The 24,332-nt window shown below is 65.7% G+C and carries 22 protein-coding genes; 12 read left to right on the forward strand and 10 right to left on the reverse strand.

The genetic code is table 11. From position 1 onward, the window contains the following. The first annotated feature begins 170 nt into the window (after positions 1-170). From TFC3_RS40115 to TFC3_RS38330, 4 genes are all read left to right on the forward strand, one after another. A complete protein-coding gene (locus TFC3_RS40115; RefSeq protein ID WP_255363813.1) occupies positions 171-293 on the forward strand; it encodes a hypothetical protein in 123 nt (40 codons plus the stop codon). Between the two features lie 368 nt (positions 294-661). After that, entirely contained in the window at positions 662-1,330 is a 669-nt protein-coding gene (locus TFC3_RS32035; RefSeq protein WP_201787291.1) for a GAF and ANTAR domain-containing protein, read from the forward strand. 13 nt (positions 1,331-1,343) lie between these two features. Then, the gene (locus TFC3_RS32040) at positions 1,344-2,012 is read left to right on the forward strand and encodes a GAF domain-containing protein (RefSeq protein ID WP_369819715.1); all 669 of its coding nucleotides are present in this window, start codon (positions 1,344-1,346) and stop codon (positions 2,010-2,012) included. A 359-nt stretch (positions 2,013-2,371) separates the two neighbouring features. Then, positions 2,372-2,779 (forward strand): STAS domain-containing protein, encoded by a 408-nt coding sequence (locus TFC3_RS38330; protein WP_255363814.1) that lies wholly within the window; start codon positions 2,372-2,374, stop codon positions 2,777-2,779. An 81-nt stretch (positions 2,780-2,860) separates the two neighbouring features. Here TFC3_RS38330 and TFC3_RS32050 read toward each other — a convergent pair whose 3' ends face one another. From TFC3_RS32050 to TFC3_RS32060, 3 genes are all read right to left on the reverse strand, one after another. Continuing rightward, positions 2,861-3,142, reverse strand: coding sequence for a DUF1622 domain-containing protein (locus TFC3_RS32050; RefSeq protein WP_067509409.1), 282 nt, complete (start codon positions 3,140-3,142; stop codon positions 2,861-2,863). Then, positions 3,139-3,552, reverse strand: a complete 414-nt coding sequence (locus TFC3_RS32055; protein WP_067509414.1) for a DUF1622 domain-containing protein — start codon at positions 3,550-3,552, stop codon at positions 3,139-3,141. The genes TFC3_RS32050 and TFC3_RS32055 overlap by 4 nt, the downstream gene beginning before the upstream one ends. Positions 3,553-4,154: 602 nt before the next feature. Then, positions 4,155-4,424: a hypothetical protein gene (locus TFC3_RS32060; RefSeq protein WP_067509416.1), complete on the reverse strand. Its 270-nt coding sequence runs from the start codon at positions 4,422-4,424 to the stop codon at positions 4,155-4,157. A 628-nt stretch (positions 4,425-5,052) separates the two neighbouring features. On the opposite strand from TFC3_RS32060, the gene TFC3_RS36510 reads away from it, so the two are divergent. After that, the gene (locus TFC3_RS36510; RefSeq protein ID WP_161952713.1) at positions 5,053-5,838 is read left to right on the forward strand and encodes a tyrosine-protein phosphatase; all 786 of its coding nucleotides are present in this window, start codon (positions 5,053-5,055) and stop codon (positions 5,836-5,838) included. Between the two features lie 415 nt (positions 5,839-6,253). On the opposite strand, the gene TFC3_RS32070 is transcribed toward TFC3_RS36510, so the two are convergent. Both TFC3_RS32070 and TFC3_RS32075 read right to left on the reverse strand, forming a co-directional pair. After that, entirely contained in the window at positions 6,254-8,074 is a 1,821-nt protein-coding gene (locus tag TFC3_RS32070; protein ID WP_236718616.1) for a GAF domain-containing SpoIIE family protein phosphatase, read from the reverse strand. 604 nt (positions 8,075-8,678) lie between these two features. Beyond that, entirely contained in the window at positions 8,679-9,251 is a 573-nt protein-coding gene (locus tag TFC3_RS32075) for a TetR/AcrR family transcriptional regulator (RefSeq protein ID WP_067509421.1), read from the reverse strand. A gap of 94 nt (positions 9,252-9,345) precedes the next feature. On the opposite strand from TFC3_RS32075, the gene TFC3_RS32080 reads away from it, so the two are divergent. Both TFC3_RS32080 and TFC3_RS32085 read left to right on the forward strand, forming a co-directional pair. Further along, the gene (locus tag TFC3_RS32080; RefSeq protein ID WP_067509423.1) at positions 9,346-10,239 is read left to right on the forward strand and encodes an alpha/beta fold hydrolase; all 894 of its coding nucleotides are present in this window, start codon (positions 9,346-9,348) and stop codon (positions 10,237-10,239) included. A 13-nt stretch (positions 10,240-10,252) separates the two neighbouring features. Continuing rightward, positions 10,253-11,125 carry a PHB depolymerase family esterase gene (locus TFC3_RS32085; protein WP_067509425.1) on the forward strand — a complete coding sequence of 291 codons (873 nt, stop codon included), beginning with the start codon at positions 10,253-10,255 and terminating at the stop codon, positions 11,123-11,125. A gap of 294 nt (positions 11,126-11,419) precedes the next feature. On the opposite strand, the gene TFC3_RS32090 is transcribed toward TFC3_RS32085, so the two are convergent. After that, on the reverse strand, positions 11,420-12,277 hold the full coding sequence (locus tag TFC3_RS32090; RefSeq protein ID WP_067509428.1) for a helix-turn-helix transcriptional regulator: 858 nt from the start codon (positions 12,275-12,277) through the stop codon (positions 11,420-11,422). A 155-nt stretch (positions 12,278-12,432) separates the two neighbouring features. Here TFC3_RS32090 and TFC3_RS32095 point away from each other — a divergent pair, with 155 nt between their 5' ends. Further along, entirely contained in the window at positions 12,433-13,293 is an 861-nt protein-coding gene (locus tag TFC3_RS32095; protein ID WP_067509430.1) for an SDR family NAD(P)-dependent oxidoreductase, read from the forward strand. Between the two features lie 838 nt (positions 13,294-14,131). On the opposite strand, the gene TFC3_RS32100 is transcribed toward TFC3_RS32095, so the two are convergent. After that, positions 14,132-15,619: an MDR family MFS transporter gene (locus TFC3_RS32100; protein WP_067509432.1), complete on the reverse strand. Its 1,488-nt coding sequence runs from the start codon at positions 15,617-15,619 to the stop codon at positions 14,132-14,134. Next, positions 15,616-16,569: an NADP-dependent oxidoreductase gene (locus TFC3_RS32105; RefSeq protein WP_067509433.1), complete on the reverse strand. Its 954-nt coding sequence runs from the start codon at positions 16,567-16,569 to the stop codon at positions 15,616-15,618. Before TFC3_RS32105 ends, TFC3_RS32100 begins: the two co-directional genes overlap by 4 nt. Before the next feature lie 154 nt (positions 16,570-16,723). Between TFC3_RS32105 and TFC3_RS32110 the strand changes: the two genes are divergently transcribed. Beyond that, entirely contained in the window at positions 16,724-17,239 is a 516-nt protein-coding gene (locus TFC3_RS32110; protein WP_236718573.1) for a TetR/AcrR family transcriptional regulator, read from the forward strand. A 1,517-nt stretch (positions 17,240-18,756) separates the two neighbouring features. Here TFC3_RS32110 and TFC3_RS32120 read toward each other — a convergent pair. After that, on the reverse strand, positions 18,757-19,539 hold the full coding sequence (locus TFC3_RS32120; protein WP_067509439.1) for a hypothetical protein: 783 nt from the start codon (positions 19,537-19,539) through the stop codon (positions 18,757-18,759). A gap of 158 nt (positions 19,540-19,697) precedes the next feature. Here TFC3_RS32120 and TFC3_RS32125 point away from each other — a divergent pair, with 158 nt between their 5' ends. From TFC3_RS32125 to TFC3_RS32130, 3 genes are all read left to right on the forward strand, one after another. After that, positions 19,698-20,072 (forward strand): hypothetical protein, encoded by a 375-nt coding sequence (locus TFC3_RS32125; protein ID WP_153040567.1) that lies wholly within the window; start codon positions 19,698-19,700, stop codon positions 20,070-20,072. A gap of 301 nt (positions 20,073-20,373) precedes the next feature. After that, a complete protein-coding gene (locus TFC3_RS36515; protein ID WP_153040568.1) occupies positions 20,374-21,825 on the forward strand; it encodes a PIN-like domain-containing protein in 1,452 nt (483 codons plus the stop codon). Positions 21,826-21,966: 141 nt separating this feature from the next. Further along, positions 21,967-22,626: an HAD family hydrolase gene (locus TFC3_RS32130; protein ID WP_067509442.1), complete on the forward strand. Its 660-nt coding sequence runs from the start codon at positions 21,967-21,969 to the stop codon at positions 22,624-22,626. Here the strand turns inward: TFC3_RS32130 and TFC3_RS32135 are convergent. Beyond that, positions 22,607-23,878, reverse strand: a complete 1,272-nt coding sequence (locus tag TFC3_RS32135) for a hypothetical protein (protein WP_067509443.1) — start codon at positions 23,876-23,878, stop codon at positions 22,607-22,609. The genes TFC3_RS32130 and TFC3_RS32135 overlap by 20 nt on opposite strands. Positions 23,879-24,332 lie beyond the last annotated feature (454 nt).

Genomic DNA, 24,332 nt, shown 5'->3' on the forward strand with positions numbered 1-24,332 from the left:
CAGGCGAACGGTCGCACGATGCCCGCGGACCACCGGTGGTGGCGGGCGTGAGCAGCGCTGACAGCCCTCCGCGGACGCCGGACGGATGCCGGCTCGCCGCCCTCGGTTACACCGGCTCAAGCGCTACGGGAGATCCAGCTTTCGACCGGTTCGCGGCGATGGTCCGGCGCGTGATGAACGTTCCGGTGGCGGTGGTCAGCCTGGTCGAGGCCGACCGGCAGGTCTTCCCGGGGGCGGCCGGACTCGACGAGCCATGGGAGAAGCCGGAACTCGGCGACGTCGGCAAGGGATAGGCAGGACGAGCGGTTCCGCCGCCTGGTGGCCAGGTTCCAGAGCCGATGGCCGGCGTAGTCCGCCAGTCAGCGAATCCCTCCTACAGCCACGTCACGGCGTGTCCGAAAAGTCGCTGCCACCCGCGATGTTTTCACCCAGCCCGTAGGTACATGAGTCTTAGGTTCGGGGGAAAATGGGGAGCGACACTGGACTGGTGTTCGCGACGCCGGTCCGGTCAAGTTTCCGGGCGGCAAGCAATGTCCGTCGGGAGCCGTGCTGTTGCTGGGAGGATGTCATGGTGGGGTCCGAGCGTGCCAGCCGCGGGGGTCAGGGGCAGCCGTCGAGCAGCTACGCAGGTCAGGCTCGCAATGACGGACTGGCGCGGACGTTGAGCGACGTCGCTCGGACGCTGCAGAGCGAGGACAGTCTCGGCGACACCCTGGACGCCATCGCAGACGCTGCGCTGCACACCGTGCCCGGAGCCGAGTACGCCGGACTGACCACGGTGGAACGGCGACGCGAGGTGAGTACCCCGGCCGCCACCGACGATCTGGTCTGCCAGGTCGACCAAGCCCAGTACGACACGGGGCAAGGCCCGTGCCTGGACGCGGTCTACGAGAAGCGGACCGTACGGCTGGCCGATATGAGCACCGAGACGCAGTGGCCGGACTTCACCCGCCGCGCATTGAAGCTCGGAGTGCGCAGCATGCTGTCCTTCCAGCTGTACGTGCAGCAAGACGACCTTGGCGCCCTGAACCTGTACTCGGCCAAGGCCGACGCGTTCGACGACGAATCGGAAAACGTCGGCCTGCTGCTGGCCGCGCACGCCGCGATCGCGATGGCCGACGCCCGGAAGGAGCATCAGCTGTCCGCGGCGATCTCCGCGCGTGACTTGATCGGCCAAGCCAAGGGCATCCTGATGGAACGCCACAAGATCACTGGCGACCGGGCGTTCCACGTGCTCGTCCGCACAAGCCAGAAGGCCAACATCAAGCTTGCCGAGATAGCCCGATACCTGGTCGACACCGGCGAACTGCCCGGCCAGGCGAGCCGGTAGAGCCGAGGAGCCGGTGTTGAACGGCATACCCGGGGACGACCCGCGACCCACCGGACCAGCAGATCTGGTCGGGGAGGCCACGCCGGAACTTCTTCTCTGCACCGCCCTGGTACGCACCGGCAGGGTGGATGGGTGCGGCGCATCGCTGATGACCAACTCCCATACCCGGGTTCCGCTGGCAGCTACCGACAGCGTCTTCAAGGCCGTGGCGGAGGTGCAATTCAGTGCTTGGGAAGGCGCCGGACCGGACGTGGCTGTATCCGGCGTACCAATCCTCGTGCCGGACGTGCGAACCGAAAGCCGCCGTTGGCCGCTGACCACCCGGCGAGTCGCCGATCTGCCGATGCGCGCGCTGGCCGTCCTACCGATGTACTCAGGTTCCACCCGCATCGGCCTGTTCTCGGCATATCACCGCCAGCCGCACTCCCACACCGCGGAAGACCTGGCGGACTTGCTGACCGTCGCGCGCGCCCTCGCCGTCCTCGCGGCGCAGCGTGTCAGCGGCACGACCGGCACGTTACCGCCGACGAACGTGAGCACCGCGGTCGGCATGATCCGCGACCGCTACCAGGTCAGCGCCCCGGACGCCATGGCCATGCTGCGGGCGAAAGCCTACGCAACCGATTCGACGGTGGCCGCGATCGCCGATGACCTGGCCAACGGCGGTGACCTGACCTGGTGAACGGGTGCCGAGCTGGCTGCGGCGATCGTCGCGGCGTACCGGCAGCCGTCAAGAGGTGAGCAGGTGATCGGCCGGCGGGCGGTCTCCGGGGCGGAGAACTGCACAGCGCCTACGGCGCTCTCATCCTCGCCCGCAGGTTCCCCGCCCTGCTGATTCAGGCTTTCGCGACAGGGGTTGTCAGACCGCCGCGAGCCATGCGCCGAGCACGGCCGACCCCCTCTATTCCTGTTCTCGCCCGGATATGTTTCACACCGGCAACGTCTGGTCAGGCATCGATTCCCGGTGCGACGCTGTTGGCCGATCGGCGGCGGCCTTCAGCGACCAGGGCACGGCGCCGGACGAACCGCGAAGGCAGTTTCATGGCTTCGGTACAGCTCCCGCACTGCTGCCCCCACTCCCACCTACGGTGCGACCTCCTCGGCCAAGACGACACCACGGTGTGTATTGCCCTAGCCGGCGAGGTCGACATGGACAACGCCGATCACCTGACACACCTGCTGGCCGCCGCCGACAACGCCGGCCTCGGTCGGGTCGTCTGCGACATGGACGGCATCACCTTCCTGGCCTCCGCCGGTATCGCGGCTCTGCTCCAAGCCCGCGCGAAAGCAGAAACAGCCGGTCACCGGCTCGTGCTGAGCCGTCTACGCCCGACCGTGCGCCACGTCTTGCAGGTCACCGGCGTCCTCGACGTTTTGATCTCCTCCACACCAGCTCAGCATTCACCATCGCCGGCTGAGACGCGGCCGCTGCCAATGCCCTTGCCCTGACCGCCGACGACGTCAGGTCCATGCCGGCCGCAGCGGGCAGCGCCAGCGCTGCCGGGCGGCCCTTTCCATGGGCGGCAGCTTCTACCGGCCTGCGCGGGGGTGTGTGTCGCTCACCGCTTCACCGCTGCTGCCGGCAGTGAGCGTACGGGTGACGAGCTGACGGATCGCGACAATGGCCGCTGCGGCCAGCAGCGACTGCCACGACGGCGGCTGGGCCAGGCGCAGCAGCCCTGCGGCCAGCCACAGATCGAGCGCGATCCGCAGAGCCAGCCGGGGGTCGCGGACGGCCAGCAACGCAACCAGCCCGGCGACAAGGCCCGCCACCACACAGATCAGCGCGGCGTAGGACACCAGCGTGCTCACCGCAACGGACCCGCCGGTGAGGAGTCGGCCGGGTCGCCCCCGTCACCGTCGCGCACACGGGCGAGTTCGGCACGCTCTTCCTTGATCTCCCGGCCGAGAAAATAGTTCAGCGCCGTACGGATCGCCGCGACCGCAGCCAACTCCGCGATCTCCCGCAACGTCGGCGCGATCGCAGTCCGCAAAATGTCCGAGGCCAACTGGAACTCCAACCCGAGCGCGAGGAACCGGCCCAGCCCCAGCCGCACCGGCACGAAACTCTGCGTCCGGCGCGTCCGCAGGCCGGCGACGACGAACCGGACGAACGCCACCATCGCCCCGGCGAAGATGATGACCGCGCCGGCCACCTCGACCAACCGCACCAGCAGGTCGACCGCCTCGGCCAGCCACCGCTCACTAAGCACCTCGTTCACACCACGCGTTTGCCCACCGCCGCCTCATCCACACCACGGACGAACACCGGCGCGGAGCAGACCAGGGGCGCCGGGTGCGCACAGCCGGGTTCAGGCGGGAATGTAGGCGCCGCGACGCCAACCGCCAGCACCCCGGCAACATGACCTGGACCGACTCGGATTACTTGTTCACCCGCAAGGACAGCCAGCCGATCAAAACTTCGGTCGATGATGGCGAATCGCATCGACCTCGATCAGCTGATCGAGTGCGGTCAGGGGCTGTTGAGGCCCGGCCGTATCCGCGCGGCGGTGGAGTGCGGCTCCACGCATCGGCTCGCGATGCGCGGACGTGGGCGGTCCGGCTTCGTAAGGCTGACCCCACCACGAGTCAGGGTCGACCACATGAATGCCATGGCACGGTCGGTCTTCTTCGGTACAGACCAATCGACCGTTGGGTCGCAGAGCATCGTGCAGGCGGAATGCGCTTGGGTGGAGGACCCTCGACCTGCATCACGCCGAGTGACGGCTCACCGCGAGCCGCCGCGCGCGGTCGGCGGCAGATGAGTGCTTCGTGCGGGTTTCGCAGAGAACGTCTCCGTCAGTTCAACGGATAGATGCGCATCTCAGGCATCCGGCCCGTACGGCAATGGCTCGAGCCCGTCCTCTCCCTGCCACCAGCGCGAGTCCTTGCCGTAGTAGATGGTGCGGGCCCAGTCGTCCGGCGGCTCGTGGAAGATCAGGTCCTCGTCGCCCAGGTAGTCGAGATGCCCCCAAGCGTGGTTCACCCGGCCCACCGCCTCGTCCCGAGTGATCGGGAACCGCACGACCATCTCGTGCACTACCTGCTCGATGAAATCCCGCGCCCTGCCGGACAGGCGCAGTCGCAGCTCCACGGCATACTCCCTCGCTATGACCGCTCCAGACTATCCATATTAATCGATATAAATAGCAGGCGGTGGCACACGAAAACGTCAGTCGAGGCGCGCCATCAGCGGCAAATCCGGATGTCCGTGGCACACGGGACGCCGATCGCGCGGGCCCCTCGGTTCCTCGGGGCTCATCCAGCGTGCACGCGCTCATAGACGATGAGGGTTAGCTCTGCCCTCTAAGGGACTACGGTTCTCTCGGCGACGGATCCAGAACAGTCCAATGATCTGGACGATAAAGCCAAGAGTCATGACCCCGAAGCACCCTGCCAAAACCCATTCGCGGTCGTTCACGTTGTCGACGAATGCCCATACCGATATGACCAAGGCCGCGCCCGAAAGCCACGGAACCCACGGTCGTAGCATGAGTGGCTTGGCGTTTGGCTGCTCGACGTCGTCCATGGAATCGCGTTACCCGAGATACCGGACCAACAAGCCGCCGTCCCAATTCCGGGCACGCGCTTATCGGCACGAGCGTGTGCGGGGCTGCCCGGCGAGCATCACTCGGAGTTACGGCGCACCGCTGGCCGCCCTGCGCCGATCGCGGCATGGGCGTGCACTCGGCTCGATTTGGCACTACCCGTGGGGAAGCACCATGGTGAACGGTCTGGAAGTCCTTTTAGCGGGGGCGATGGTGGACGTGTTGCACTGGCCGGGTGGCCGGAACGTGCGCGACCTAGGTGGTCGAGCGTTGAGCGCCGGCGGCTGCACGCCGTCCGGGAGGGTGTTCCGTTCAGCGGCGCCAGAGCACCTGACCGATTGCGGGTGGGCTGCGGCGAAGGCGGCGGGCGTGCGCACGGTGGTAGATCTGCGGAACGCACCGGCTGAGACGCAGCGTCAAGCAGAACATCCGATCATCAGCGCCGAGTCGCTGCACGGCCTGAGCTTCGTGCCGGCGCCGACCGAAGACCCTGACGACACCGAATTCCTCAAGGTCTGCGGACCGTTCCTGGATCATCCGCGCTGCTGGGCCGATAATGCCCGGCTTGCCCCCGACCGGATCTCCGCCGCTCTGCGCGCGGTCGCCCGGGCAGACGGGGCTGTGCTCGTGCACTGCGCGGGAGGCCGCGACCGCACCGGCATGATCTCCGCGATGCTGTTGCACATCGCCGGCGTGACGGACCAAGCCATCATCGATGACTACGCGGCCGGGTGGCGTGGCGCAGCGACGCACGCCGGGCACGCCTGGGTCTATGACCCCGACCAGGGCAACTGGCGCGAGCACCAGCAGGAGCCGACAGGCGCGGAGGATCTGCAACGTCAATTGGCTGACAGGATGCCCGCTCTACGGGAGTGGATCGCGACGTTCGACGCGACCGACTTGTTGGCACCCACCGAGCTGCACGTGATCAGAGCGCTGCTCACCCCTGCTGCTCCGTAGGCAACGCACGGCATACGAGAAGGTTCCACCACCCATGTGGCGTGCGATTGCTAAGCGGCCAGCAGCAGGCGCAAAGTGCAAAGATCGAAGGCTCGCTCATCGGCGAAAGTGTGCATCGGGCCGACGCCGAACTGCGTCATATCGCGTGACGGCTCCCCGTCAGCCCGTCGCGCACGGTCGGCGGTTGATGAGGAAGTCGCGGGCCGGAGGGGGTCCGGACCTCTGATGGAGTGCGATCGCTCAAACCGTGGTTGCACCGACGCCGAACGCTGTACCAGGAGGACCATGAAGTCTGCCGGATCTCTCCCTCGGGGCACCCACGCTCCGACGGCTTACATCTGCGACTCTCCTCGTGCAGGCTTCGTATGGCACCTTGGCCATTCGGTTCAAAGAGCCGGTTCTGACGGCGATTCGATTACCGTGGCGGGATACGTACGGCCAGAACCGCAACGTCGTCTTCGTGCTGCTTGCCCGCAACGCGGTCGATGACCTGGTCGAGCAACTGCGGCAACGGCGCCTGATGCAGCTGACTCAGTACCTGCCGGAGGTGTTGTTTGCGGATGTCGATGTCCTCGGTGCGAGTTTCGACCAGCCCGTCGGTGTAAAGCAGCAGAGTGGACTCAGGCGGCAGAACCCGGGTGTGGCTCGTACGCGGCGCGAACCGCAGCGCGCCGAGTAAGGGATCATGCCCGGTCAGCGGCTCGACGGTGCCATCGGGGTGGACCAGGATGGGTGACGGATGCCCAGCGTTAGCCCATTTCAGCAGGTAATCGCCTTCGGGCGTGGGTTGTAAGTACGCCAGGACCGCGGTAGCCGGAATTCGGTCGCCGAACAGCAGAGTTGCCGCGTCCAAGCGGCGCAGCAGGGCCGAAGGTGGTTCGTGCCGGTCAGCGATGAGAGAACGCAGCATGCTGCGCAGCTGGCCCATCTGAGTTGCAGCGTGCATGTCGTGGCCGGTGACATCGCCGATCACCAATGCCAGCTCGGCGTCCAGGCGCACCACGTCGTACCAGTCCCCGCCGACCTGCTCGGTCTGCACGGCCGGTTTGTACCGGGCTGCCACCTCGAGTGGGCGGGTGTCGGGCAGGTCGGTGAGCAGAGCCTGTTGCAACATCATGGCGACTTGTTCACGTGAACTCAGATACCGCGCCCGGACCAGCGCCTGCGCAACGTAGCCGGCCAGCGCGGCCAGAACCGCCTGTTCGGCCGCATCCAGCGTGTAGGGCTGCTGCCAGACGAATGTCAGTGCCCCGATCGGCCCGCTGGCCCCGGGCAGCGGGCTGCTGGCGGCGGACTGCCAGCCCATCTCGGCGAAGGTGAGCGCGGCGTCCGGGGTGAGCGCCGATACTGTTGCCAGATCGGGCAGCAGCACCGGCATACCGGTTGTGGTGGCCAACGCCGTCGGCGTCAAGCGGTCACTGGCGTAGTCGTGCCATCGCTCGGCGATGCCAGCGGGCAAGGCCTCGCCTGAACGCAGCTCGATCCGGCCGCCCGTGTTAAGCAGTGACACTCCCACATAGGCGGGGTTCAGCGTTCCGGTAACCAGCGATCGCACCTTGTCGACCACATCAGCGACGGTGCTGGTTTCGGCCAGCGCCACGCTGGCCTCGAGCAACAACCGGCTGCGTTGGGCCACCTCGTCGGCGGCCTGTTTCCGGATCTCCGCGACCGCCTGACCGGTCTGCGCGGAGTGGGTGGCCAACTGCTGCTGCAAACTGTCGGAGCACACTGCCGCGATCTGCGCCAGCATCTGCAACTCCGGTGCCGTCCATTCATGCGGACTGCTGTCGATCGCGGCCAGTACTCCGAGCACTTGCCCGCCGGTATCCCGCACTGGCATTCCGGCATAGCCGATGACCTGCAGATCTGTGATTGCCAAGCTGTCAGCAACCCGGGGATCACGCCGGGCATCGCTGACTACCAGCGGTTCACCGGCAGCAGTCACCAACTGGCAGAACGAGTGCGTCAACGGGGTATGCCGGCGTGTCTGCCATGGTTCCGGCAAGCCCACCGCACCCGCGAACACCTGCTGGTCCGTCTCCACGAGCGTGATCACCGCGGCGGGTACCTGCAGCACCGCGCAGACCAAGCCAGCAAATTGGTCGAACACTACCCCGGTCACTATGGGTGCCTGCCCTTGCCGCCCTGGCTCACCCGCAGGGATGTGCTGCTCCACCTCACTCACCGCACATCTGCTGACGACGACCTTTCCACCACGCGCCCTGCTGGTGTCCACCGGCAATGTTGTTGCCTACCGGCAATGATCGCAGCACCCATGCATCGTCACACACCCGGCCCGAAGGCCACGCTCTGTAGGCGTCACTACTCCGCTGGGCACGTCGATTGACGAGGGGCCGGTCATCGAGCGCGGTTTCAGAGTGGCGAAGCACCAGCCGCCGAACGACCGGACCGCTTCTACACCGAGCACCTCTGACCCGGCATTCGGTCGTGAGAGCCCGCCGAAGCGGAAAGCAAGCGCCCTGGCCGACCGGCGGTTGCCATAGCCGGCCCTGAACGGCGTGTCGGCTCCGCCGCCCTCGTGGGCTCTGTGGCGCGGTAGCGTTCCCGGCGGAAAGGGACCTGCTGCACCGATAGGTGCAGCAGGCCCCGTCCGGCGAGTCCGTCCAAACCAGTCATCGATCTTGAGGTGCGGTGCGGGCAAAGCGGTGTTCAGGTAGGGCGGTCGTCGCCGAAGGCATGCGCCCTGGCCGCCGGCCTACGCCGGCCCGGGGACTGCCTCGCCCCACGCAGGCGCCTTGCCGCGGCCCGTGGGTACGGAGCCTGCTGAGGCACGCTTCTGATTCCCGCAACCTGCCGTCTGTTTTCGAGAGCCGTCGTAGTCAGGGACGGTGCAGGCCGGTGAGGAGCAGGTTGAGGTAGCGCAGACCGTTGGCAGCTCGTTCGGTGGGGCTGAGGCCACCGTGAACGTTCGCGGCGTAGGCAATCCCGCACATCAGAGGGGTAATGTCCGCCTCGGTGACGCTGGAATCGATGACCCCCGCCCCCCGCGCGCGCGTCAGGAGTTCAGCGAAGGCGGTGACGAGCCCGCGCTTGAGGTCGCCGATGCGCTCCAGGCTGTTGGTGGTGCCCGCGAATACCGGGGGAACGGCCGGGTCAGCCAGCAAGGCTTCAATCGCAGCGGCGAGGAAATCGCGCAACGCTGCCCACGGGTCGGCCTCGGTCAGTGCCAGCTCGGCTTGCCGAATCAGCTTCTCGATGGCAGGGAGCGCGACGGTCTCCAGCAGCGCTTCGGGCGTGGGAAAGTGCCGGTAGACGGTGGCCACGCCCATGGATGCGGTCCGCGCTACGTCGTTGAGGTGCAGGGGTCTGCCGTCATCGACATATCGCCGGGCGATCTCGATGATGCGGCGCCTGTTCTGGGCAGCGTCCTTACGCAACCGCGGAGTATCCATCCCCTCACGATAACCAGATGACCTATCCGGTTGTGCTACGTTGAAGTGGATGACTCATCCGCTTACGGCTTGGTCCGGGAACGAGGGGACACCCATGCCTTTCACGGTGGACGCCGTGCCGCACCTTCCCGCCCGATTCGGGGACACCTTCACCAGCCACACCGCTGACGTCAACGGCGTCGAACTACACGCTGTGATCGGCGGGACCGGCCCGGCACTGCTGCTGTTGCCGGCGTGGCCGCAGTTCTGGTACGGCTGGCGACTCGTGATGCCGGCTCTCGCCGAGCACTTCACCGTCGTGACCGCCGACTATCGTGGCGTGGGCGCCAGCAGCAAGCCGGCCACCGGGTACGACGCCGTCACCCTGGCCGACGACATGGTCAGGTTGATGACTTCCCTGGGCCACGACAAATTCCATGTCGCGGGCTACGACATCGGGATGATGGTCGGTTACGTGCTCGCTGCACGCCACCGCGACCGGGTGACCAAGCTCGCGCTGGCCGAGGCGGTCTTGCCTGGTTTCACCCCCATGCCCCCGCTGCTCATGCCTCCAGACGTCAACGAGTTGGCCTGGCACTTCGTCTTCAACCGGCTGGCCGACATCAACGAGCGCATGGTGTCCGGCCGCGAAGAGATCTACTTCGGGTACCAGTTCGCTACCAAGGCCGCCAGCCCGGAGGCCATCCCACAGTCTGCGGTCGACGTCTACGTCGACGCCCTGCGCGACCCTGCCGCCCTGCACGCGAGCTTCCAGTTCTACCGCGCGGGGGAGTCCGGGGATCAGGTAGTCGCGCTGGCCGCCGAGGGACCGCTGGACATTCCGGTTCTGGCCATCGGGGGCGAGCACGCCATGCGCGATGGCGTGGAGCAGGCCGTAAAGCAGGTTGCCTCAAACACCAAAGGTGCCATCGCACCCGGTGCGGCGCACTTCGTTCCCGAGGAAGCCCCGGAATGGACAGCCCAAACCTTGATCGATTTCTTCGCCTGAACCGAGGAACACCATGCCCAGCACCCCGACCGCCACCCGCAGCAGTGTCACTGTCGGTGAGGCCACCCGCACGTTCACTCTTGTCGGTACCGCAGCGCCAGGCGAGGCCAGGCCACTGATTCTCGTGTTCCACGGTTCCCGCCAGACCGGTGACAAGCATCGTGCCTTCACTGGCGGCGTCTTCGACGCGCTCGCTGCCCGCGGTGCACTTGTTGCCTACCTCGACGGCTATCGCGGCAACTGGAACGACGCCCGCCGCGAAGATCGCTTCCCGGCCCGCCGCGCCGACATCGACGACGTCGGCTTCGCCCGTGCGGTCATCTCCATGTTCGCCTCGGGCCGGCGCATCGACCCCAGCCGTGTGTACGCGGTCGGCTACTCCAACGGCGGCCAGATGGTCCTCCGCCTCGCCCACGAAATCCCCGATCTGCTGGCGGGTGTGACGGTGATCGCCGCGACCATGCCGGCACCAGAGAACTTCCTCGCCAGTCAGGCACCTCGGGCGTCATTGCCGGTCTTGTTGATCCACGGCACCAACGATCCGATCGTCTCCTACCAGGGCGGCACCATGAACTGGGCCCTGCGCACCATGTTCAAAGTGGGTGGCTCTTGCTGGTCGGCCACCCGCACCGCTCGTTACTTCGCCGAACGTAACGGAATCACTACCGAGCCCAGGAGTACGCGATTGCCGAAGAAGACACCCGCCGACCCCACTGAGGTTGAACGCACAACTTATGAGGAAAGCAACGTTCCCCCAGTGGTCCTCTACACCATCCACGGCGGCGGCCACACCATTCCCGGCGCCTCGTCCGCCCCGGCACTCATCGGTAAGACCAGTCACCAGGTCAACGCAGCGGGCATCATCGCCCAGTTCTTCGATCTCTGAAGCTTCGACGGGGCTTCGGGGGCTGAACCGGCCAGCCCGAAGCCCCGGACGAATATGAAACCACCCGATCAATCTGATTCACGGGTTCCCGGTGCCACAGCCATCGGCAGAGCGCATCGCCACCCAGCGTGCGTTACATCGTGTGACTGACCCCTACGGACCGCCGCGCACGATCGGCGGCAGCTCCGGGCCCTGGACCAATACGGCTGTAACCGCGTGATCATGCCGGGGCGGATGGGAGCAGGGCGGTTGGCGGCATCCCGACGCACCTACGGCAGGCCCGCGCAAGCTTCATCAGGGAGCGGAGTGCCGGTCGCCACTGGTCCAGAGTGTGAGCAGGCGCAGGTTGTCCTGCGAAGGGCTGCCGGGATCAGCGGTGTAGAGGAACAGCGTTTGGTCCTCGTCGCCGGGCAACGTCAGGGCTTCGTACCGCAGCGTGATCAGGCCGACGGCGGGATGCGCCATGCGTTTGGTGCCGTGGGTGCGCTCGTGCACCTTGTGGCTGTTCCACCAGGTACGGAAGTCCGGGCTCTTGATGGTGAGCTCGCCGACCAGCTCGCTGAGGCGAATGTCGTCGGGGTTGCGGCCGGCGTAAAGGCGCAGGGTACCGGCGACGTCGGCCGCCACGGAGGGCCAGTCGAGGAATGCGGCGCGGGCGTCAGGGTCGAGAAAGATCCACCGCGTGTAGTTGCGCTCGCGGGCCGGCAGTCGCGTCCAATCGGTGAGCAGCGCACAGGCCAGCGGGTTCGCGGCGAGGACGTCGGTGCGCCGGCCCAGGATCAGCGCCGGGTGCTCGGTCATCGAGGCGATCATCTGCTGCATGGCGGGGCGCACACGCTGCGGCGGCTTCTGCCCGGCGCGCCGCCGGGTAGGGCGGGCCAGGTCAGCCAGGTGGGCGCGGGCGGCCGGCTCCAGCTGGAACACCCGGGCCAAGGCGTCGACCACCGCGTCTGACGGGGTGCTGTGGCGACCCTGCTCGAGCCGGGTGTAGTAGTCGACGCTTACCCCGGCGAGCTGCGCCACCTCCTCACGCCGCAGCCCGCGGACCCGCCGCCCGGCCGTCACGTCCGGCGGTGCGACCCCCGCCATCTCCGGCGTCGTGCTCGCCCGGCAGGTTCGCAAGAACTCAGCCAGCTCCAGGTTCACCACCATGCAGCAGATCATCGCGCAATGCCTTGGCCAGCGAGAAGAGGCTGAGTGGGCATGGCATTCCTAGGTAGCGCTGGGCTGGCTCGGGCCTGTCCGGACCGGCGGCACCGCTCGCACGATGGAGGCCGTCGTGACACCACAGCAACGAGGAGAACCTCATGTCGTACCCCGCTACAGGCCCCGCCACCTGGTTCGTCACCGGCACGTCCCGTGGCCTGGGCTTGGAGTTGGTCACCCAGCTGCTGCGCCGCGGTGACAACGTGGCCGCGACCACCCGGTCGGTACACCGCCTCGACGAGGCCCTGGGAAACATCGACCGGTCCCGGCTGCTGACCGCGGAGGTGGAACTGGCCGACGAGGCGGCCGTAGTAGCAGCCATCGAGGCGACAGACCGACGATTCGGCACCATCGATGTTGTTGTGAACAACGCCGGGTACGGTTTCCTCGGCGCGGTCGAGGAAGTCACCGACGTCGAGGCCCGGCAGATGTTCGACGTACAGATCTTCGGCGTCTGGAACGTGCTGCGCGCGGTGCTGCCAGCCATGCGGGAACGCCGCGGCGGGCACATCGTCAACATTTCCTCCATCCTTGGCCTGACCGCCTTCCCCGGCTGGGGTCTCTACTGCGCCGGTAAGTACGCCCTGGAAGGGCTCACCGAGTCACTGGCCGCCGAGGTGGCCGCGTTCGGCATCGACGTCCACCTTGTCGAACCCGGCTACACCCGCACCGACTTCCTCCGCACCACCTCACTCGGCCTGCCGTCGAACCCAATCGGTGGCTACGAAGCCATCCGGGAGATGACCGACGCCCACCTGAAGATGCCCGGCACCCAACTCGGCGACCCCGTCAAAGCCGCGACCGCGATTATCAGCGTCGCCACCGGCGCAAAGGCCCCACTGCACCAACTGCTCGGCTCCGACTCCTACGGGCTGGCCAAAGCGCGCCTCGACACTCTCACGGCAGACGTCGAGAACGGCCGCGACCTGGCCGCCTCCACCGACATCGCCCGGAACGCCTGACCGCGTCGCCGATGGCAACGGACCGCACGCCGCGACTCCGCAGCCGCTCGTCGGCCACATCCGAACCTTCGATCAGCTACGGCGTCGTGCGCTGTTCGTGATGGCTCCCGCTCGGGGGCCGGCTGAAAGTCCGCTTTTCTGCCACCCGGACCACTTCTCCGGCCTGAGCAGTCGAGCAGCGATCGAGTTCCGCTTGCCTTCCAAGCATTGCGCCCGCCGCCAATACGCTTCGGCCCTTAGCGACTCTGCCCGCCCGAGTGGCACCGGCAGGATCGTTCAACGGCTCGGGCTTCGGCACTGCCACGGTCTGGGATAGCTCAACCCATCCGAACGCCGCAGGTGACCTGCTGGGCGACTTCCCTACCACGTATGCGACCGGGCCGGTGTCGGCGCTGTTACCGTGGCCGGCCGCCACGGCACGGAGGTATCGCTTCTTCAGCACCGCGGACAGCGCGAGTTCAGGCGCCTCCGAGACCGTTGCGGCATCGGCCAGCTTCACATGACAGGCCCGCAGCGCCTGGCCCGAGGCCTTCACGACCGCGCGGGCGGTGGCCGAACGTCGCCGGACCGGCTGAAGGCGTCATCCGGCGGGCTGCACCTCGACCCGCAGGATGCGGTTGCCGCCGGTGCGTGGAGCCCTGCCGTCCCAGGTGATGGCATGCCGGCTGCCCCACGAGGCGCTGAGCCGATCTCCACTCGGCGCGCGGGGCACCGATCCCGGTTCTCAAGTCATCACCGCACTCGCGCGGGGATGTCTCACGCGGTCATGACCGGGAGGAAGCAGGGCGGCCTTGTGCGTACCGTCGCAGTTGCCGCTGGCCGCACGTACCGGTTCAGGTCATTTCGTTGTCGTTGCTGGGGAGGGCTGTTCGATGCCGACAAAGTTCGGCGGCGTTTGTGCTATGGAGAGTGCTGGCGTTGTTCGGCGAGGTAGCAAGAAGCACATGGGAGCGGCCAGGGCGGTGAAGGCGATCGCCCACCAGAAGGCGTTGCCGAAGGCGGAGCCGGCGCCCGGTTGATGGTTGCCAGTTGCGTGCTGGAGGACGACGGCGAGCGCGGCCGTGCCGATGGAGCCGCCGACCTGCTGGGCGACTCTGGTGATGATGCTGGCGTTGGGTATCTCTTCTTGTGAGAGACCCAGGAAGGACGCCCCGAGCAGCGGGATGATGGCCACGCCCATCCCGAAGCCTCTCACCAGCAGGGAGACCAGGAGGAGAAGGTAGCTGGTGTCACCGGTGACAAAGCCGAACGGAATCGTCGCGACCGTCACGACCAAGAATCCGGCGAGTGCCACCCAGCGCGGCCCGAACCGGTCGGTGTATCGGCCCGCGAGGTTGCGCGAGAGCAACGTGCCGATGCCCTGGGGGATGAGCAGCAGTCCCGCGCCGAGCGCGTCCTGGCCGCGGCCCTGTTGCCAGTAGAGCGGCAGCAGGAACATCGCTCCGTACAACGTGGCGCCGGCGAGAAAGCCCAGCAACGATCCCGATGCGAACGGGAGGTGCCGCAAAAGCCGCAGGTCGATGAGCGCGTCGGCACCCCGGCGAAGCGACCAGGCGACGAAGGCGGCCACCAGGACACCACCGGTGACAAGCGGGACCTCGACCTGGGCGCTAGCGAGCCCCCCGCTGCCGGCCGCCTGGGAGAGGCCATAGATGACCGCGGTGATCCCGGGTGAGATGAGGGCGAGACCGATGATATCGAGACGGACGCTGCGTCTGGATGCTTCGGCAGGCAGGTTGCGGCGGGCGAGCCACAAGCCGGCCAGGCAGAAGGGAACGTTGACGAAGAACAGCCAGCGCCAGTCGGCAGCAGCGAGGATGACCCCACCGATCACCGGCCCGATGATCGGCCCCAACGTGGTCGGCAAGGTGATCGCCGCCATCACCCGACCGATATTGCGACCGCCGGCCGCTTGCACAATGAGCGTCGTCATCAGCGGTAGCATGACGCCGCCGCCGATCCCTTGGAGCACCCGGAAGACGATCAGGCTGGGGGCGTCCCAGGCCACGGCGCACAGGACCGACCCGAGCAGGAAGGTCGACAGCGACACCAGCCACAGGGTCTTGCCGCCCAATGCGGCCTGGGCCCAGCCGGTGACTGGAATCGTGACGAACATCGCGAGCAGGTAGCCGGTGCTCACCCACTGGATCGTGCCGAGCGACGCGTGCAGATCGGTGGTCAGATCCTGGATGGCGACGCTGACAATCGTGGCGTCGAAGACGACCGCCATCGCCCCGACGATGATGGTGAAGGCCGTCACCCAGACGGCGCGGTCGATGTGGTTTGGATCGCCGGGGACGGTCGCGGTTTTGGTTTCGGTTCTCATGCGAGATCGATGACTACCTTTCCGTGTACGTGCCGGCCTGCCTGCAGTTCGACAGCGGCGCGGATCCGGTCGACCGGAAAGGTCGCCGCGATCGGCACACGGAGCCGGCCCTGCGCGGCCAGTTGGGCGATCTCCTCGATGGCCCCGGGGACAGCGTTGGCGCCGTTCGCCGGCGTGATGCCGTCCACCACGGCGGCGATCGTGCTCATCCGGGAGTCCGGTACGCCGAGCTCGCGGGCCACCGTGACCGTGTCGATGCCGTGCAGGTCCAGGGCGGCGGTGACGCCGCCGGGGGCCAGTTCGCGGACCCGGCCGGCCAAGCCCTCGCCATAGGTGACCGGCTCTGCCCCCAGCGCCCGCAGAGCCTCGGCCGAGCCGGCTGACCCGGTCCCGATGACCCGCGCGCCGGCCAGGCGAGCGAGCTGCACGGCGAACACACCGACTCCGCCGCCCGCGCCACCGATCAGCAGCGTGTCGGACGGGCCGGGGTTGATGACGGCGAGCGCGGCGGCGGCCGTGCACCCCGCGATCGACAGCGCGGCGGCGATCCGGTCGTCGAGGCCGTCCGGCGTGTGATGGACGTCGCCGCCCTGGCCGATGTGACCGGGCGCGTTCACGACCACGTAGTCGGCGACGCTTCGCGAGAACGCACCGCCGAACACCCGGTCGCCGACCTTGAACAGGTCGCCGACCCCGTCACCGACCCCGTCGACGACGCCCGCGTAGTCGTTGCCGAACCCGCACGGCAGGCTCAGCCCGAAACGAGCGGCCGCGTCCGGGTCGGAGGTCATGAACCAGTCCATCGGGTTCAGCCCCGCCGCGGTCACCCGTACACGGACTTGTCCTGCACCGGCCTCCGGGATTGGCACCTCACTCAGCTCGAGGGTCTCGGGGCCGCCGAACGACTCGACGAACTGGACCGCCCGGCTGGTGCTGGTAGACACGTTCATGCTGAGCTGACTCCTGAAGAAGAGGGGAACCACGAAAAGGACTATGCTCCGTATCGCTGTCCCCACCGTAACAGGAGCGTGATCCGTTTTGGAAGAGATCTCCTCATCACCCCCTCGGGCGGACGCTGCACGCAACCGCAAACAGCTCCTCGAGGTGGCCACCCGGGTCTTCGCCACTTCCGGCACCGAGCCGTCACTGCGCGAGATCGCGCGCGAGGCCGGGGTCGGCATCGCCACGCTCTACCGCCACTTCCCCACCCGCGAGGCCCTGGTCGCCGCGGTCTACGCCGACCAGGTGGCCCGTCTCACCGAGGGCGCGAGCGAGCTTCTCACGGCGCTTCCGCCGACCCAGGCATTACGGCGCTGGATGGACCTGTTCGGCGAGTGGATCGCCACCAAGGACGGCATGCTGAGCACCCTGCTCGCCATGATTGAGTCCCAAGAGCTCCCGCACGCCCAGACCCACACCGACCTGATCGCCGCGATCGACGACCTGCTCCGCGCCGGGCACACGACTGGAGAACTACGCACCGACGTCACCGCCGACGACCTCGCCGCCCACCTGATCGGCATCTACACCGTCGCACCCCTACCCGAGCACGCCACCCGGGCCGACCGTCTGCTGAGCGTCCTGATGCACGGCCTCCGCCCCACGGCCCAAGACCAATAGCAGGATTGCCCACCGACAGGACCGTGTCGCGGACAATTTCAGCGCGGGCAGAATGGTGCCGTCGGGTTGCACGAGCAGGTCGTCGAGCCGTCCGTCAGGTCGAAGCGCCAGCAGATGGGCTGCCGGGCGGCGGCGGTGCCTCGGCACGGATCACGGTGCCGCCTCGCGTGCATACGGTGACGGCGGCCTGGTGGCAGGGTGCCGCGCAAGTCTGAGTTCGTCGCAGTGATTCACACGGACGCGGCGAATTCGCCCACATCCACCGCAGAGCCGGTCCTCGTTGCGATAGCAGCACGGGCCGAGGGCCTCACGGACACTCGCTGTTCCGGGAGGACGAAGGTTGTACGCGGCGCTGCCGGGCAGGCGCGCTCGCGGTCTTCAAAACAAAGAACGCCGGCCGCTCATACTCGGTATCCCAGGTCGGCAAGGCTGTCCCCAGATCCGGAGGCTTTTCCAGAGATCAGTAGCGGCGTCGGTGAGCTTGGTGCCCGGGGCTCCGTGTTTGAGCTGCCACAAGCTGGTGGTGGCATCTCGCCGGACTTCGATGTCGTCGCCAGCTTCGATGGCGACTCTCCAGTCGAGTCCCGTAGCGAGTTGTTCGACGCAGAACGCCAGGGCCTGCCGGAGCTGGAAGAGGTAGCTGACAGCGGCGGCGGAGGCCTCGAACGGATCACCCCTGCCCACTCATCCCGCGCCCTCAGCTCGCTATTCCCAACCAAGAGAGATCTTACGACTACACAGGAGCGCTCGAACGATCACATTCGGCGATATACCGAGCCGGAGTAAACGGTACCGATTTACGGTAGCAAGCTCGCACGCACAGGTACTCCCTGGCTGCGACACGACCTGCGACCGAGGGCTACGTACCGTAGTCGGTAGGGTTTCCACGCGGGGGACCAAAGTGCAGCTCAGACCCATTAAGGAGGAGCGAGTCGACTATCTTTGACACGCAATCACCACCGGATGACTACGGTCCCACCAGGCGGGATTCGAATGCATAGCTGGGAAACGACAAGGCCGTGACCTTTACTTCCACAGGTCACGGCCTTGATCTTTTGTGCGCCCGAAGGGACTCGAACCCCTAACCTTCTGATCCGTAGATTTGCACCGCCGTGGTGTAGAGGTCCGGGCCCGTCCGGATCATGTCCTCGACCAGCGGCGTAGTGTTCGATCTTGTTCGCACCCGTCTATGGGCGATCATCCCGGTGGCTCCCACCGATGGCTCCCAACCACGAGATCGTTGGCACCGCGCATCGGGCCGCTCCTCGACTCGCACCAGCGACTCAACGGCCGGCATAAAGCTCGGCAAAAATTGACGCCAGCAAGACCGCCATTTCGGTGGCAAGCCGCGAAGCGGTGCGGCAGTAGGTCGGCCAGGACAACTCGGGACCTAAGAAGTCCTGGCGGCCTGGTTCGATCAAGCTCCGTGCAAGTCCAGACGGGGGTGCAGAAGATTGGATACGGCCGGTGCGGTTGCTGTCGTTGCTGTACTGCGCTGCTATACAGCAACAGCGAATTCAGCTGTCCGGGTCGACATACTTGTGCAGGTGTTCCATGCACATCACACCGAAGTCCGTAAGCCGAAGTCGGCTCTCGTCGTAGTCGATAAGCCCCGCCGGGAAGCTGTCGACCATGCCCAACGACCGAAGCTTGGCGACGATCGCGTCCAGGGCTCGCCCAAGGTTCGATGCGGCTCCGTAGAGCTGCTCGGCCGTCCACGGCCAGGGCCGAAGCTTGTTGGCATCGGTGTAGGGGTCTCCTGGTGGCAAGCCGTACAGGAGGTCGAGCACTTGGAGGTGGATGGCTTCGAGCTCGCTGACAGCCGCGACAACGGTGACTGCGGAGTCAAGCACAGCCGTGTCTTCCTGAATCGCGCCAGACGCGAGCGCGGCTGCCAGCGTTCGCACCTTCTCCCGGCCGATCGCCTGTGCGCCGGCTTCAACTGTTCGGTACAACAGGTATCGATGGCTCTCGTCGCGCCCGACCAGCTCGAGAAAATCTTCTGCGGTCATGCCGATCCCGTCGGCCGCCGTCTCAATCGTGTGGGCAGCTCGTCGGACGCGGTCCGCCTGGACTTGAGCGATGACGTTCGGCACCTCCTTCACTACGGCGCCGGCGGCAATTCCAATACCTGCGGCTGCCTCCTCGCCGGCGTACGGCATTAGAAGGCCCTTGACCACTTCTTGCACGACGTTGCCACCCGCGTCGATACCTGCGCGGCCAACAGACTTGAGCAGTTCCCCCATCCGCTCATTGTGCGCCTGGCCCAGCCATTCCACGTGAACGGCGAGCAACGTCATCCCGTCCGCCGTCGACCCACACGCCGTGGAGCGGGCCTGGCCTGGGTCGTCGGTGGGCGGGATGACCCATCCCAGAAGCCCGAGGCCCCGCCGGAGGCATCGGTTGTGCTGCCTCGCCCGTTAGAGGGGATAGCTAACTCTCAAGAACGGGGACGAAGTTGACTAACACCGAACGCTTACTAGAACGCTCTGACTATCAACGCGCATACGCCGTCCTGCTCGCCCTGCATGTGCATGGCATGGACAAGGACGACGATCAGCCACGGTGGGAGCTGCTGCGCAACCTGCACATGGAACACCTGGACTTCGGACTGAACAAAGACGAAGCCGACACGATCGCCGGTCCCACAGCAGCCGAGAGCGAGATCCAACACGCACTGATCGTTCTGGAACTACTGAGCTGTGGGAGGCAAACGATCAGGAAGGACGCTGCGGCCCGGCCTGTGCAAAGCGTGTGCGCAACCTCCGGCTGCCCGAACCTCACCCTTGAGCCCTACTGCATGCACTGCGAACTCGGGTCGAGCAACGACTAGCAATTGGCCGTGCCGCTGGCCGATGCCGGCCGGAAGCCGCCAGCAGGCCGAGCGAGCCCAGTCGCGCCGCGCTTGCGCGGCGCCTTGATTCAAAAAAGAGGAATTCGGCAGTACAACCAGATGGGCACAAGCCGCGTCCATACCCCGCCTTGCCGAATCAGAGCCGATAATCTTGAAGTGGTTGCGAGTTCACGAGGTTACCTGCCGCGAACCGGCCGGCCCTTCCGCCTAGGTCGTAGATGCTGGCGTTGAAGGCGTTTAGTGCTTCCCTGGAAGCGGCCACGACAGTACCTTGTGGTGGGTGAGTAACTCGCGCCTCGATGACATCAACAAGCTGGGGTTGGCACAGTCCTTCCGGGCATGGGCAGAGCTAGATCCCGACCCGGCACCCTTTCTCCAAAGTGGGCTCATCGCTCTTGATGCGAATGCCCTATTGCATCTATACAGAGTTACTCCGCAAGCACGAGAACAGATCCTAGCCACGCTCGGCCGAATTCAGGATCGTCTATGGATTCCACATCAGGCTGCATTGGAGTTTCATCGGAATCGTCTAAATGCAGTTGTGGGAAAGATGCATCAATTCGGCGTCACTCGACAAACGCTCAGCCAGGCCCCCGCCAAGGCGATCGCAGAAGTCCGCAAGGCCATCTCTCAGTTGGTCGACTTTCGTGAGTACAATATGACGGAAAGGACATGGAATCCGGAGGCGCACGGACTTGACGAAGCCTCAATCCTTAAGCGGCTAGAGGGGCTCATAGATCCTGCGCTCGCTGAGTTAAAAATCTTACAAGCTGAGCATGATATTAGCCCAAGAGACATAGTAAGAACCGATCATGTTTTGCAGCATCTAGAATCTATAACCAAAGGTAGAATAGGTCAGCCATATGATCTATCAAGGTTGATGAAACTTGTCCGTGAGGCGATCGACTTCCGATTTCCAAACGAGATTCCTCCCGGCTACAAAGATGCCGCAAAAAAGCCGACAGACTACGGAGCCGCTGGTGACTATATTTTATGGCGCCAAGTTCTCGATCGAGTCGCCCAGGATCCTGGAATTCGCATGGTTGCACTGGTCACTAATGACGTTAAGGCCGACTGGTGGGTTCACGATAAGCATGGTGAGCCAGAGCAAAGTCGCCCAGAGCTACGCCAAGAACTTCTTGAGCTGACCGGCGCAGAGTTGAGCCTACTGACCCTATCGAGTTTTCTCGAAGCGGCGGCTCAGCAGTTCCCCGGCAGCGTCACCGAAGAAACCGTACAAGCAGTGCGGTCGTCTGAGGCGAACGACGTAATCCGTGAACTCCTCGAAACGCTCGACAGCGAAATTGAGCAGGCTACCGACAGCGGGGATTTGCTCGCACTCTCTATTTCTACGCTTGAATATCTTGTTCGCAAACTTCTTCAAGCAATGGGATATCAGAATGTCGAGCCGGCTCCGAACCACCGAAACCTAGGCTACGACATAGTCGCATTGCATCCGCACTCAAATATAGGTAACGGCAAGACTCTGGTCGAAGTAAAGCGATACGCTCGGGGCATAGGGGTTGATGCGGTTCGCGCCCTATTTGGTGCAATGCAACATGAGCATGCCGAACACGGGATGCTGGTGTGTACTAGTAATTTCTTCCCATCAGCACGAGAATTTGCACAAGGAAAAAATATTTCACTCATTGATGATCGAGATCTCCTCGGCCTACTCTCTGAGTACCTAGATCTTGGTGGTAACCCACGGCCACCCAGGGAGTCTGATTAGCCATCCGTCGACATCTTTTCGAAATCCGAGGGCGGCGTACGCTGATCCGGTTTTGGGTTTGACGGAGATTACCGTGCGCGGGTAGGCCAACGATATGCGCGCGAGTCCTGTCCCGGCAGCTAACGAGTTAAGCTCGGCGTCATGATCAGGGCTGTGGTGTTCGATGTCGGGGAGTGCCTCGTAAATGAGGCCAGGGAGTACGGAAGCTGGGCAGATTGGCTCGGGGTGCCGCGCCACACCTTCTCGGCGGCGTTCGGAGCGGTCATCTCACGTGGTCAGGACTATCGCGAGACGTTCCAGGTGTTCCGGCCTGGCTTCGACCTGAGCGTCGAGCGGGAGAAGCGGGCGGCTGCGGGCAAGCCGGAGTGGTTCGGCGAGGACGACCTCTACCCGGACGTTCGGCCAGCCCTGACGGCACTTCGTACGGCTGGCATCTGGGTAGGGATCGCGGGCAATCAGACTGTGCGGGCCGGCGGGTTGCTGCGCTCAATGGATCTGCCAAGCGACATGATCGCGACTTCGGATGACTGGGGTGTCTCGAAGCCGGACACGGGGTTCTTCGACGCGGTAGCGAAGGAGACTCCGTGCGGGCCGGAAGAAACGCTGTACGTGGGCGATCGCCTGGACAACGACATCCGACCCGCTGTCGCGGCCGGCTTCAAGACGGCTCTGATCCTTCGGGGTCCGTGGGCGATCATCCAGCAGGGCGACCCGGACGCAGACCGGTTGACGACGATGCGGATCGCGTCACTGGCCGAGTTGCCCGAGCGGATCGCGGTTTTCAACGACGCAGCGCGCTGAGAGTGGTCTGCCAGCCGTAGAGCCGGTCATCGAGTTGGCGGACGCACTCGGTGTCAGACCACGGTTGCAAGCCCTGGCGGACTTCGCGGATGCGCTCCATACCCGTTGCGTACCAAGTGATTCCGAGCTGGTCGAGCGCCTTCTGAGCATGGGTACATGCCTCATCAGGGTGCTTGCGGGCGACCTCGATGGCGGCCAGGTCGCCAAGGATGACGGTACGCTGTTTGCCCTCGTCGACAGGCAGCGCAGTCAAGGCCGCGGTGAGGGTGTCGTGGGCTTGGGCGTATCGGCCGGCTTTGAGTTGGGTGTTGCCCTTGAACGCTGCCAGCCGGACCGGGGAGAACCACGTGAACCACTCGGGCGAGTGGTGCTCGCTGCCGATGCTGAGGACATCCTCGGCGTGGGCGATGGACCGGAGTGCGTCCTTGGGGTGGCCGCAACGCGTGTCGCATTCGGCCTCGACCGCGTCGATCCAGGCGACGAACTCGGCCGACGCCGGACCACGCCGGGCGTAGGTGCGGGCGGCCCGGAGGCGTTCGGCGGCCTCGTCGCGGCGCTGCGCCCAACCGGGAATGAAGGCAGCGTGCGCGAGGATCGCAGCGCCCAAGAGCGGGTCATTGGCTTCGCCGGCGGCTTGTAGGGCGCGCACGTAGGTGGCGTCGGCCTCGTCGGGCTGGCGGAGGTCGAAAAACTCTATGCGACCCGCAAGGAGCAGCGATTCGGCCAGGGCGGTGGCGAGCAGGCGCCGTGCCACGCCGGTGGTCTCCGCAAGCAGGTGCAGGCCGAGTCGCGTGTGTTCAACGGCGGTGGGGTGCAGGTGCGCGGGCTGGACGCTCCGGTAAAGTCGACGGTGAGCGACGGTGATGGTGGTGTAGTCGGTGCCGATTGTGGTCGGCTGTACTGCGGTAGTTGCCTGCGGCAGAGGAAGGCCGGCGGGCACGGGAGCCGCAGTCCCCTGCGCAGAGGTGCCCGCTCGGTCGGCTGCCGGTTCAGAGTCCTGCCACGGCGGCGTGAAGCCGAGTTGCTCGATCGGCATTTGCAGGACGTGAACCAGAAGCCGCTGGTGATCGGCTCGTGGCCAGGGCGGGACCGGTGACTCCCACCTGCGAATCTGCCGCACGCTGACCTCCATGGCGCCGAGACCGATACGCGAGGCAGCCTGGGTAAGGGCGTTGGCGAACGCCTGCTGAGAGGCGTAGCCGGCGTGCTGACGGGCGGCCTTGAGACGGGTGTTGCCCGAGGATTGAGTCACGGTTCGGCGCCTCTCACGGGGGAGCAAGTCACCATCACGGTAGAACAGGGTCGGCCTCAAGTAGGACGCTGGAACTCGAATTTGGCGTTGCGACCCCTAAAGGTCCTCTGAAAGTCCTCCATGCGGCCTTCTTGTCTCATGTGGAGTCAATCACTCTCAATGCATGAGTGACCAGGGGGCTAAGCCGACCACCCCGACAGCGGACGAGATCCGCTGTACGGAGTCTGGGATGTCCCCCGTCTCCCGAGCCATGTCCGGGCTACGAAGGCCGGGGGTGGAAAGTCGTCTCCGCCTTCCGCGTCGTGCCGGTAGCCGAGCGACCTGTTGCTGTGGCGCAGGGCGGCTGCCTGGACTGTGTCGGCACAGGCCGGGCTGCGGCATAGCCGTCCGACGGTTGCTCATAAGTCGAAGCGGGTTCGCGTACAACGGGGTCTCTCCGTGACGTCGCTGACCC

Source organism: Actinoplanes sp. TFC3 (genome assembly GCF_001553785.1).
In the GTDB taxonomy this organism is placed as follows: domain Bacteria; phylum Actinomycetota; class Actinomycetes; order Mycobacteriales; family Micromonosporaceae; genus Actinoplanes.